Annotated in this window: 12 protein-coding genes, 1 tRNA gene and 1 pseudogene; 7 read left to right on the top strand and 7 right to left on the bottom strand. The window is 47.9% G+C overall.

The genetic code is table 11. The annotated features are described in order from the left end of the window. Positions 1 to 868: 868 nt before the first annotated feature. Positions 869 to 1,456 (bottom strand): helix-turn-helix domain-containing protein, encoded by a 588-nt coding sequence (locus tag OGX99_RS22830; RefSeq protein WP_286545167.1) that lies wholly within the window; start codon positions 1,454 to 1,456, stop codon positions 869 to 871. Between the two features lie 1,505 nt (positions 1,457 to 2,961). On the opposite strand from OGX99_RS22830, the pseudogene OGX99_RS22835 reads away from it, so the two are divergent. Then, positions 2,962 to 3,218: pseudogene (locus tag OGX99_RS22835) on the top strand (hypothetical protein). Positions 3,219 to 3,260: 42 nt separating this feature from the next. On the opposite strand, the gene OGX99_RS22840 reads toward OGX99_RS22835, so the two are convergent. Together OGX99_RS22840 and OGX99_RS22845 are read right to left on the bottom strand one after the other, a co-directional pair. Further along, positions 3,261 to 3,348 (bottom strand) — tRNA-Ser (locus OGX99_RS22840). A gap of 142 nt (positions 3,349 to 3,490) precedes the next feature. After that, positions 3,491 to 5,119: an ABC transporter substrate-binding protein gene (locus OGX99_RS22845; RefSeq protein WP_286545169.1), complete on the bottom strand. Its 1,629-nt coding sequence runs from the start codon at positions 5,117 to 5,119 to the stop codon at positions 3,491 to 3,493. 269 nt (positions 5,120 to 5,388) lie between these two features. Between OGX99_RS22845 and yccA the strand changes: the two genes are divergently transcribed. Together yccA and tusE are read left to right on the top strand one after the other, a co-directional pair. After that, complete coding sequence (gene yccA, locus OGX99_RS22850) at positions 5,389 to 6,048, top strand: FtsH protease modulator YccA (protein WP_016152501.1); 660 nt, start codon at positions 5,389 to 5,391, stop codon at positions 6,046 to 6,048. A gap of 88 nt (positions 6,049 to 6,136) precedes the next feature. Continuing rightward, positions 6,137 to 6,466 (top strand): sulfurtransferase TusE, encoded by a 330-nt coding sequence (tusE, locus tag OGX99_RS22855; protein ID WP_151217959.1) that lies wholly within the window; start codon positions 6,137 to 6,139, stop codon positions 6,464 to 6,466. Here the strand turns inward: tusE and yccX are convergent. The 3 genes from yccX to OGX99_RS22870 are packed head-to-tail and all read right to left on the bottom strand — an operon-like array spanning position 6,463 to position 8,142. Continuing rightward, on the bottom strand, positions 6,463 to 6,744 hold the full coding sequence (gene yccX, locus OGX99_RS22860; protein WP_286545171.1) for an acylphosphatase: 282 nt from the start codon (positions 6,742 to 6,744) through the stop codon (positions 6,463 to 6,465). The genes tusE and yccX overlap by 4 nt on opposite strands. A 46-nt stretch (positions 6,745 to 6,790) precedes the next feature. After that, positions 6,791 to 7,579, bottom strand: a complete 789-nt coding sequence (locus tag OGX99_RS22865) for a helix-turn-helix transcriptional regulator (RefSeq protein WP_286545173.1) — start codon at positions 7,577 to 7,579, stop codon at positions 6,791 to 6,793. Between the two features lie 14 nt (positions 7,580 to 7,593). Beyond that, on the bottom strand, positions 7,594 to 8,142 hold the full coding sequence (locus OGX99_RS22870; RefSeq protein WP_187252698.1) for a YbhB/YbcL family Raf kinase inhibitor-like protein: 549 nt from the start codon (positions 8,140 to 8,142) through the stop codon (positions 7,594 to 7,596). A 214-nt stretch (positions 8,143 to 8,356) separates the two neighbouring features. On the opposite strand from OGX99_RS22870, the gene rlmI reads away from it, so the two are divergent. After that, positions 8,357 to 9,568 (top strand): 23S rRNA (cytosine(1962)-C(5))-methyltransferase RlmI, encoded by a 1,212-nt coding sequence (rlmI, locus tag OGX99_RS22875; RefSeq protein WP_286545175.1) that lies wholly within the window; start codon positions 8,357 to 8,359, stop codon positions 9,566 to 9,568. Between the two features lie 57 nt (positions 9,569 to 9,625). Continuing rightward, a complete protein-coding gene (gene hspQ / locus OGX99_RS22880; RefSeq protein ID WP_286545177.1) occupies positions 9,626 to 9,943 on the top strand; it encodes a heat shock protein HspQ in 318 nt (105 codons plus the stop codon). A gap of 67 nt (positions 9,944 to 10,010) precedes the next feature. On the opposite strand, the gene OGX99_RS22885 is transcribed toward hspQ, so the two are convergent. Then, entirely contained in the window at positions 10,011 to 10,424 is a 414-nt protein-coding gene (locus tag OGX99_RS22885; protein WP_151217954.1) for a CoA-binding protein, read from the bottom strand. Between the two features lie 172 nt (positions 10,425 to 10,596). Here OGX99_RS22885 and csgI point away from each other — a divergent pair, with 172 nt between their 5' ends. Together csgI and mgsA are read left to right on the top strand one after the other, a co-directional pair. Beyond that, the gene (gene csgI, locus OGX99_RS22890; protein WP_151217953.1) at positions 10,597 to 11,259 is read left to right on the top strand and encodes a curli synthesis inhibitor; all 663 of its coding nucleotides are present in this window, start codon (positions 10,597 to 10,599) and stop codon (positions 11,257 to 11,259) included. A gap of 92 nt (positions 11,260 to 11,351) precedes the next feature. After that, the gene (mgsA, locus tag OGX99_RS22895; protein WP_114682373.1) at positions 11,352 to 11,810 is read left to right on the top strand and encodes a methylglyoxal synthase; all 459 of its coding nucleotides are present in this window, start codon (positions 11,352 to 11,354) and stop codon (positions 11,808 to 11,810) included. Positions 11,811 to 11,821 lie beyond the last annotated feature (11 nt).

Below are 11,821 nucleotides of genomic sequence, written 5' to 3' on the forward strand. Positions count from 1 at the left end.
ACAGCCCCCATTAAAATGAACGCTGGAATGACATTCGCGCGCCGGGATGTGCAGTGGTAGCATGCGTACGTGCAATACTCTTTTGAACACTATTTTTTGTTCTTATATAAATAAAAGACAATAAGTACTGGGAGGCAATAGATTATTGCCGTATCGAAAATGAAACTTCTCACCAATAATAACCAATTCATATATCACCATTGAGGAAACATAAAGCATTCCCCAAAAAAACAAAAGGCATAGAATGAGACACACCATCCAGACTATCTCATTTAACCATTCATCTTTCATTCTCAACTTCCATTCACATGACTTCTTAGACATCGCAGCATATTCACGAAAACAAAAAAACAAAACTAAAATAATCAGGATAATTTTGATTGCTAGGCTCATGGCATCCTTTTCGGGCGTCGCTAATTAAATAAATCATTCCATTATGAAGCACTGGCCTTGATTAGGGTTAAAGTGTAATAAGAAAATCATTATTCTCTACTATTTAATAAATAAACCACAAAAAGCAACTATTCAATAACTTAGTTTCGGATATTGATTTATCTTCACGACAGCTATTAACGAAATTTCTTAGTCGTAATAACGTCCTAAAATCGATTTAGTTAATATCTGTATTTTTGTTAAAGGTATAGTTATTGCTATCACTGATTTTAGAAGCGTTAGCCATACGGGGATCATATTGTCAGATTCCGTTAGATGACTTATTGAATAATGGCATCCTATGGGCATAAAGTCGCAACTACACTTAATACTATTGGTTATAATATGATTTCATTAATTATGATTTTTACACACAGTATATAACGTTGCTTTACACGTGGCAGGTACCAGTACAAGTCACTACAGTCACATGCTTTCATTTCGCTGATACACGGCTCCTTCTCTCAGACAGAGCTGGCAGTACTCTGTTGTATTTTATGTGGTCCAGCACCAGTTCGTTAAAGTTCCTGAGCCCAGCACGCTTCACAGCCAATATCCGATAACGGCTAACAGCCTGCACCGTCAGATTCATCCTTTCAGCTACCTGCGATGTAGGATAGCCATGCAGAAGCAACGCCAGAACCTGCTGTTCAGTAATGGAAGCGCATTTTCGTTTCCATTCTTTAGCAGGACGAAAACGGTTTGTCTCACGAGCTCTCAGTGCCCGCAACATCTGCTGTTTTAACGCTGCTGGTTGTATTTTTTTACTGACGACCAGGTCCGCACCAGCATGTATACTGGGCGACACGTCTAAAACCGACCGGACCAATGATACAATAAAAAACGTTTTCCGGCAGGCAGGATTGACTCGTAGTGGTGTAGCCGCATCCCCGTCCGTGAACATCACACACATAGTGTCCCGCCCTGGCTGTAAACGCCTGAACTCATCATTCAGTTCATCCACCAGGGCGCTGAACGTGATATTGCTGTACAAACAAAATGTGTTTGGGACTATCTTTGTCATCGGCTTACCCTTGCGTCTGTATCCTTTGTCATGTTCTCCAGCACTATTTCGTGTTGTCATACCATTTCATCACGCGTTCTACTTTGGCAGTCAATCACTGTAGTCGTTGCAACATTGTGGCAGGAGTATATATATTTCACATTACTAGAACATTTTCAGAGTTAACGATTCTACCACTGTCAGGATCATGATTATTTTAAATAGTATTAAATTTGTAATGTAAGTACCAAAATCTCATGATTTTCTGTAATCAGTCAAGGTGTCAGATCTTTTTTAAAAATCCAATAATCAGCAGGTAAAAAAAGACAATGATAAAACGTGTAGCACGCTGATGCTGCCAATGTAAATATTGACTTATTGATTAAATTGCAAAGTTATTTCGGGGAACTTAAATGCCATCAATTAAAAACGACATATAAATATGAAAAACAATTATTCTAACAACCTCCAACCCCGACTCTATATAATCGAAATAGACTTTTCCCTGGTGTCCGCGATGCCCGGATTGAATATAAAAAAAGTGTCGCAATGATTTTATCTTCAGTGATCATCACCGTGATAAACAACGAGACCAATATTAAAATATTATAAATTTTTCCTCGCCATCAATGGCTCGTATTATCATTAAGTTTTGTGCTGGAATTATATCCTTTAAATTATTTATGAATATATAAGATTCATCACATTTAAACTAGGCAAAATCTCATTTTGTATCACCAAAATATTTAAACGTTTCGTTTTGTGACTCATGTTAAATAACCACCTTCTATAAATAGTTTGATTGCAGAATCAGTCTGGTGATAAATCAAGGCACTTTGCCTTTCAGAAACTTTACAAACGGGTTATCTGTCAGTTTTCAGGAAAGAAAAGTACATCGTGATTACATTGTTCATATGCCCATTTATCCAGACTGATCTGAGATAAACTCGCTGCCGTTTTCTGTCTTAAGACATACCAGCAGGCACTTATCCTGCATTCTCAGCGCTTTTATTGCGCTGACAACGTCCTCAGTCTTCAATGATATTTTGGCATGGAACGCCTGACATTTCTGATTAAAATTATTCTCTACAGTCAGTGCATGGAAACGGTTTCCGTTAACCAGACTATCCAACACAAAATCCATACTCCAGCACTGCTCAATGTGTGTCAGGGGTGAGTATCGAAATGCTTTCCCCCACGCCGTCAAATATCTACTTCCAGTTAAGACAGAATGGTCAAAGATCATGGCGTTGACATGGGTAAGAGGCCGTCACAACGGTATCTGGCCTGTGAGGGACCTGCCAGCCTCATATTCACGGACGCAGGTCAAGCGCCAAAGGCAATACTGCAAAGGGTCTGTCTGCGCTGCTCCACTGAACGCGAGGATATACACATCATGAAATCACCGGTTAGTATTTGTATCGTGAAAAAATCACATATTAAACGAGATCATCTTTCTCACAGAACCGACCTCGGGCTAAGTACTGCCTGGCTTTGCCACCTTCGACTGGTAACCATCCTCAGTAATCACCAGCTATTTTCATGCCCAATTAACCACTGAAACCGCTCTCAATATCTGAACGATTGGCTACAGGGCAACATCTGTTGCAACAGCAGGATCATTTTCGATAACAATGAAGACAACACAGATTCAGCTGTACTGTTGTCGTCAAATGAACAAGCTCTCAGGGAAGTCGGAATGCTAAGTCTGATGAATTCTCATGCCCACCAGTGCAATCCGGACGGCAATGGCATACTGGGTATTCATAATGGAAACGGATAAAAACAAAAAACCCAAGTCGCATAACGACTTGGGTTTCGAATTTGGCGGAAGCGTAGAGATTCGAACTCTAGAACCCTTTCGGGTCGCCGGTTTTCAAGACCGGTGCCTTCAACCGCTCGGCCACGCTTCCAATGAGGCGCACTATAAACATCCCGAACGGACCTGTAAAGCACCAATGTGTTCGTTTGCCTGAAAAACAGCCAAAATGCTGTTAATTGACTTAAATAACAACAAATTGACCGTTTATTCAGCACAAATACGGGCTCCAGCGCTTAAAGTTTTTTGATGTACATATCTTTGGTGTAGTAGTTTCCGCGGTTATCCGGTGCGAATCCCCCCACCCACGGCTTCACCAGATGCGTGCGAACATAGTGGTAAACCGGAATCGCTGGCACATCTGCCCCTAAAAGGTCTTCAGCCTGCTGGTAATATTTGCCTCGCTCCTGGAGCGAAGTTGCTTTCGCTGCATTACGCATCGCTTCATCAAAGGCGGGATTGCTGTAGCCGGTGGTGTTTTCGCTATCTCCGGTACGGAAGATGTTGAGGAAACTTGAAGCATCATCATAGTCAGCGATCCACGCGTAACGTACGACGTCAAAATTACCGGTATGCATGGTGTCCAGCATGGTTTTCCATTCCTGATTTTGCAGCTTCGCCTCTACGCCGAGGTTTTTCTTCCACATTGATGATGCGGCAATAGCAATACGCTGATGGGTTTCAAACGTGTTATAGAGCAGATTTAAACTAAGCGGATGCTCGGGGCCAAAACCGGCTTCAGCCAGCAGCTTCTTCGCTTCAGTGATACGTTTTTCAAGCGGCCACGACGCATATTCCGGCGCATGCAGTTGTACTCCCCCTATTTCCGGCTGGCTGATAAGCCACGCCGCGCGTTGCCCCTGCCCCATTACCTTTTGTGCAATGATGTCTTTATCTAACGCCATATTCAGCGCACGACGCACGCGCGGGTCATTAAACGGCGCTCGGGTCGTATTGAACTGATAGTAATAGGTTGAAAGCTGAGGTGAGACATGAAGTTCATCACCCATCGTCTTTTTCAGCTGCGCGAACTGATTGACCGGTACGCTATACACGATGTCAATTTCACCGGCCTTATAGCGGTTAACGTCAGCAGACTCTGAACTGATAGGCAAATAGGTAACCTTATTAATGACCGTGTGCTGATCGTCCCAGTAATGTGGGTTACGCTCGGCAACAATGCGCTCATTGACCACCCACTGCGACAATTTGTACGGTCCGCTACTGACAAAATGTTCTGGTCGGGTCCACTTATCGCCAAAGCGGCCTATCAGCACTTTATCCAGTGGAACCAGAGACGGGTGCGCTAGCATCGCCAGAAACGCCGCCGTCGGCTGCGTAAGAGTAATTTCCAGCGTGCTATCATCGAGGGCTTTGACTCCTAGCATGGCAGGATCTTTTTTCCCTTGAGCAATATCGACGGCGTTCGCAACATGCATATTGCCCAGATACGAAGAATAAGGGGAAGCCGTTTGTACAGAGACCAGACGCTGCCAGCTCCAGACAACATCCTGCGCGGTAATAGCTGACCCATCTGACCAGGTTATGCCCGGACGCAAATGAAAGGTCCACACGGTCTTGTCTTTGTTCTCCCAGGACGCGGCAAGACGGGGTTCAATAGAGCCATCCGGCTTAACTGCCACCAGCCCGTCGAACATATCACTGATTAAATTAAACTCAACGTTGCTTTCGACTTTATGCGGATCCAGCGACGCTGGCTCACTGCCGTTGTTCCTGACCAGCTCCTGTTTTTCTGCAAGTAGTGTACCTGCAGGCACATTTGCCGCCCTCGTCACGCCGTTGATAGACATCAAACAGACAGCCAACAGCGTAAACGTCAATATCTTCGATTTGTGTTGAATCATTCCCTTTACCTTATCGCTCTGTTTTTGTAGACACCTCAGTCACTGTCAGAGAGATTCGGGAATAACGCAATATTTTTCAGTTACCTGGCAGAGGTGGATCTGACATTTTTTCACATACAGTGCTAACATCTGATTCGGGAGCTTTTGTTGAAATAATATGCTTAAGCCTGGCGGGTTAAAATGCGTAAAGATGGGTAAAACCGCTGTGTCATTCCCCTTGATTTCATTATCCTTCATCATTAATTACATCTGTCATAAGAGAGTGACTCATGGATCGTATTATTAGTTCTTCACGCGATCGTACATCGCTACTCAGCACACATAAGGTGCTGCGCAATACCTATTTCCTGCTCAGCCTTACGCTGGCGTTTTCAGCGCTCACGGCGACCGCCAGTACCGTACTGATGTTGCCTTCTCCGGGACTTATCCTGACGCTGGTGGGTATGTATGGTCTGATGTTCCTGACCTATAAAACGGCGGATAAACCGGTCGGTATTCTGTCCGCTTTCGCTTTCACCGGTTTCCTGGGCTACATTCTGGGACCGATACTGAACACTTACCTGTCTGCAGGCATGGGTGATGTTATCGCCATGGCTTTGGGCGGTACGGCGCTGGTCTTCTTCAGCTGCTCGGCCTATGTGCTGACCACGCGTAAAGATATGTCCTTCCTCGGCGGTATGCTGATGGCAGGTATCGTGGTGGTGCTGATTGGTATGGTTGCGAATATCTTCCTGCAGCTGCCGGCGTTACATTTGGCGATCAGCGCGGTGTTTATCCTGATTTCTTCAGGTGCAATCCTGTTTGAAACCAGCAATATCATCCGTGGCGGTGAAACCAACTACATCCGTGCCACCGTTAGCCTGTACGTTTCGCTGTACAACATCTTCGTCAGCCTGCTGAGCATTCTGGGCTTCGCCAGCCGCGATTAAGGTGTCAACACGCATTATCCAGCCCCGCTTATGCGGGGCTTTCTTTTTTGGTAAACTGCCGCCAGTTTGACTAACGCAGTGACAAATTATGTTGATCTTTGAAGGTAAAGAAATCAGTACCGATAGCGAAGGCTATCTAAAAGATACTACCGAATGGAGCGAGCCGCTGGCGGCTGCCATTGCCGAAAACGAAGGTATTACGCTGTCCGCGGAACACTGGGAAGTTGTGCGTTTTGTTCGCGAGTTTTATCTGGAGTTTAATACCTCCCCCGCTATACGCATGCTGGTAAAAGCGATGGCCAACAAGTTTGGCGAAGAGAAAGGCAACAGCCGTTATCTCTACCGCCTGTTTCCGAAAGGTCCGGCTAAGCAGGCGACTAAAATTGCCGGCCTGCCGAAACCGGTGAAATGCATTTAATAGCGGATACTAAATCCTTTTAGCTCGTCGCCAGGGCGGTGCGGTTCGCTGAGGATCCGGTCAACTCTGGCGCTACGCGGTCCTCCGGCTTCCAACCACTTCATCAGTTGTTCCACCTGCTCACTTTCGCCACAGGCAACAACCTCTACGCTGCCATCATCCATATTCTTTGCGTAGCCGGTCAGTCCGAGGCGTTGCGCTTCATGCTGGGTGGTGTAGCGAAATCCTACCCCCTGAACCCGGCCATAAACCCAGGCGATGATGCAGACTTTCGACATGGCGGTTCTCCTTATCAACATAAATGAAGAAACAGTTCCCGATGCCTCAACGCACCTGCTTCGGCAGGCATCCATAATGCTGGCGAAATCTTGCGGTAAACCGTGAACCTGACAGATAACCACAGCGTAACGCAATTTCACCAATCGGCAGCGTGGTCGATTGCAGCTGAGAGAGTGCGCAGGACATACGCACTTCCTCTACGATTTGCCGATAACTCTGCGACTCCATCTGCAATCGTCTGCGTAGCGTTGAGGTACCGATGGAAAGATGACCGGCAATTTCCTGAGCTGTCCATAGCTTAGAAGGGGATAACATAATAAGTTGTCGCACCTGTTCGGTTAGATTAAATCGACGCTCGATAAGCAGTGGTCCCGCCACACCATCGTGCAGTAACGCCAGCAATAATCCCATCGCCTGATGCTCCTGCAATTTTGCCGGTAAATTCTGGCGTACTGCATCCAGCAAGCTTTCCCACATAAATGCCAAACCGCTGCTCATGGGCGTGCAGAGCGATGTCAACTTTGCCGGTGGGAAATCCTCGACCCAGTTATTTTTAAACGCGGTAATGATATTTGTCGACAGCAACAGCAAATCCGAGCGAAATGCCCCCTGCTCCGGCTGATTAATAATCTCCAGAGGCGTATTGGCTGGGATGATAATCAGCTCGCCCGGCCCCGCAACCAGGCGGTTTTCGTCCTGAATAATGACCTTACTTCCCTGCGTAATGTGGCAAATAGCAGCAGAAAACAGTTTTACCCGGTGCAGGCGGTGCAAATGGCCGGAACGCACCTCTGCGGTGGTAAGGTTGTTATGGCGAAAATGTACATCCTGCACCCGTTCATCCTCTTTTATCTTGCGTACGTCGCGGTTAATTCAGCTTTGGCAATCACATGGCTGTTCAGCATAAAACCGACCAGCGCGCCGCTGGCATTACTGTCAATTGGCAACGCGTCGGTATTTAACGCCCACACGGTAAACTGATAGCGGTGAGGTTTATCGCCCGGCGGCGGGCAGGCGCCCCCAAATCCAGCATAACCGAAATCATTACGTCCCTGAACAGCTCCTGCGGGTATCTTATTCGTGCTGGCCCCGCCAGGAAGCGAATGCACCTGGGCCGGAATATTCACGATGGTCCAGTGCCACCAGCCGCTTCCCGTTGGCGCATCGGGATCAAACAGCGTAATGGCAAAACTTTTGGCATCAGTTGGCGGATTTTGCCAGCTCAGCTGCGGGGAGATATTGTCACCACTGCAGCCAAACCCCTTAAACACCTGTTTTTGCGTTAATTGCAGGTTAGCGGGTATGTCGGTGCTGGTGAGGCGAAACGCCGAGGCTGCAGAGGCATCAAAACTCAGCGCGACAATGGCGGCGGTAGCCAGAGAGAAGATAGCTTTCATTGTATTTCCTTTTTCTCATTAAGAAATAGCAATGTAAACGGTGGGCATAAAAGAAACTGTGCCTCTGCGATAGCGTTTTGTGCCGAAACGCTCAGCGCCATGCGCTGATGATTGACCTCATCATCTGTGCTACTCTACGCGCCATTTTATTTTAATGGTTTCAGGCTGGTATTTTACTCCAGCCCGCGTCACTGTTTGTGAGAGGTTGCTCCGCATGACTGAATCTACAACTCTACATTATCCTCGTTTAGTGTTAGCCAAAGGGCGCGAAAAGTCCTTAGTTCGCCGCCATCCGTGGGTATTTTCCGGTGCTGTCGCCCGTATGGAAGGCAAAGCCAACCTTGGTGAAACCGTTGATATTGTTGATCACCAGGGTAAATGGTTAGCGCGCGGCGCGTTCTCACCTGCGTCACAGATCCGCGCGCGCGTCTGGACCTTTGACAAGTCTGAATCCATCGATATTGATTTCTTCACTCGTCGTCTGCAGAAAGCACAGACATGGCGTGACTGGCTGGCAAGCAAAGATGGCCTGGACAGCTACCGTCTGATCGCTGGCGAATCTGATGGCTTGCCAGGCATCACTATTGACCGCTTTGGTAACTTCCTGGTATTGCAGTTGCTCAGCGCTGGTGCTGAATATCAACGTGCGGCGCTGATCAGCGCCTTGCAAATTGTTTTCCCGGACTGCGCAATTTATGACCGTAGCGATGTCGCCGTGCGCAAAAAAGAAGGTATGGAGCTGACCCAAGGGCCTGTAACAGGCGAATTGCCGCCTGCTCTGCTGCCGATTGAAGAGCACGGCATGAAGCTACTGGTTGATATTCAGCACGGTCACAAAACTGGCTATTACCTCGATCAACGCGACAGTCGCCTGGCCACGCGTCGTTACGTGGAAAACAAACGTGTCCTGAACTGTTTCTCTTATACCGGCGGCTTTGCTGTCTCAGCATTAATGGGTGGATGCCGTCAGGTAGTCAGCGTCGACACCTCCCAGGAGGCGCTTGATATTGCCCGCCAGAACGTGGAACTGAACAAACTGGATCTGAACAAAGCCGAGTTCGTGCGTGATGACGTGTTCAAACTGCTGCGCGCCTATCGCGATCGCGGTGAGAAATTTGATGTCATCGTCATGGATCCGCCTAAATTTGTCGAAAACAAAAGCCAGTTGATGGGTGCCTGCCGCGGTTATAAAGACATTAATATGCTGGCGATTCAATTACTCAATCCGGGCGGCGTACTGCTGACTTTCTCCTGTTCCGGGCTGATGACCACCGATTTATTTCAGAAAATCATCGCTGATGCCGCAATAGATGCTGGTCGTGATGTACAATTTATAGAGCAGTTCCGTCAGGCCGCCGATCACCCGGTGATCGCTACCTACCCGGAAGGGCTGTATCTGAAAGGGTTTGCCTGTCGCATCATGTAACTTGAAAAGTGGAATATTACCCTTACATAGAGGGTATCTATTTCCCGGGAGGTGACTATGATTGCCAGCAAATTCGGTATCGGCCAGCAGGTCCGCCATTCCCTGTTAGGTTACCTCGGAGTGGTCGTGGATATCGACCCGAAATATTCGCTTGATGAGCCGTCAGCCGATGAGTTGGCGGTTAACGACGAACTTCGCGCCGCTCCCTGGTATCACGTGGTGATGGAAGACGATAATGGCCTGCCCGTACATACGTATCTGGCCGAAGCACAGCTGAGTAGCGAGCTACAGGAAGAACATCCGGAGCAACCGTCAATGGATGAACTGGCGCGAACAATCCGTAAACAGCTTCAGGCTCCACGCCTGCGTAACTGATCGCGTTTACCCGGCCTACAACGATATCTGTCGTAGGCCGGATTCGTATCCAATCATCCGCACGAATTTACTTCGCCAACCCCAAACGCGGGATCTCAATCGCCGGACAGCGATCCATTACCACCATCAGCCCTGCGTCACGCGCCAACACGGCCGCCTGCTCGTTAATCACGCCAAGCTGCATCCACAGTGTCTTCGCACCGATGGCGATAGCTTCCTGAGCAACGCCCCACGCCGCTTCTGAATTACGAAAGACATCAACCATATCCACTTTCTCAGGCACATCCGCCAGCGTCGCATAGCCCTGTTGTCCCAGCAGCGTTTTCCCGGCAACCTTCGGCGAAACAGGGATAACGTGATAGCCCTGGTCAAGTAAATATTTCATGACCCGATAGCTTGGGCGATCGGGTTTATCACTTGCTCCCACCAGTGCAATCGTGCGGGTCGTTGTCAAAATGCCAGCAATATCGGTCTCTTTCATCGTTTTCCTCCAGGCTGTTTAGCAAAGTGTACGACAAACCTGAGCACGCAACCATTCATCCCATACTGGCGTATGAGAGCTAAACTCAAAAATATGTCTATATGTTAGTAAACATGATTATCGAAAAATTTAGATACATCTTATACAGATAATTTCTGGTCAGGAGAAACCTATGAAAACCGGCATTGTGACAGCCTTAATAGCCCTGTGTTTGCCGGTAACCGTTTTTGCTACCTCTTTACGTCTGTCAAATGATATTGACCTGCTGGTGCTCGACGGAAAAAAAGTCTCCAGCTCATTACTACGTGGTGCCGACAGTATTGAGCTGGAAAATGGTCGGCACCAGCTCGTGTTTCGCGTAGAAAAATCCATTCGTCTGTCCAGCCACGAAGAACGTCTCTATATCTCATCCCCGCTGGTCATAAGCTTTGATACCCAACTCGTCAGTCAGGTTAATTTTCACCTCCCGCGTCTGAACAATGAGCTGGATGCCGCTCGTTTCGATGAGGTTCCCCGCGTGGAACTGCTGGATGGGGACTCTATGCCTATCCCCGTCAAGCTGGATATTCTGTCCATCACCTCCACGGCGAAAACCGTGGATTATGAAATGGAAACAGAACGCTATAACAAAGCGGCTAAACATGCTTCGTTGCCACAATTCGCCACAATGATGGCCGATGACAGCTCTCTGCTATCCGGGGTTTCTGAACTGGATCGCGTGCCGCCTCAGTCGCAAACGCTGACCGAACAGCGCTTAAAATATTGGTTCCAACAGGCTGACGCGCAAACGCGAAGTAACTTTTTGCAATGGGCCCAAAAACAACCTCCTTCATGACATTTATCTTCGCATCGCATTTTTTTGGTCTTTCTCTTGCAGCGTCAAGCGCTTCCAGTACTCTGTAACCAGGTTAACTTGGGAGCTGTACTATGGAATTAACGACTCGCACATTGCCAGCGCGTAAGCATATTGCGTTGGTTGCACACGATCACTGTAAAAAGATGTTGATGAGCTGGGTGGAACGCCACCAACCCTTGCTGGAAAAGCATGTTCTGTATGCCACCGGGACGACAGGAAACTTAATCCAACGCGCGACCGGAATGGACGTCAACGCCATGCTGAGCGGCCCAATGGGCGGTGACCAGCAGGTGGGCGCGCTCATTTCAGAAGGGAAAATTGATGTGCTGATCTTCTTCTGGGATCCGCTCAACGCCGTACCACACGATCCGGATGTCAAAGCCCTGCTGCGTCTGGCGACGGTATGGAATATCCCGGTCGCCACCAACGTGTCGACGGCCGATTTTATTATTCAGTCGCCAAACTTCAACGATGCTGCGGACATCTTGATCCCAGATTACGCCCGCTATCTTGCAGAACGCCTCAAATGATCCCAAGCAGG

Origin of the sequence: Citrobacter sp. Cu096, from assembly GCF_030332285.1 — a bacterium.
GTDB lineage: Bacteria > Pseudomonadota > Gammaproteobacteria > Enterobacterales > Enterobacteriaceae > Citrobacter > Citrobacter meridianamericanus.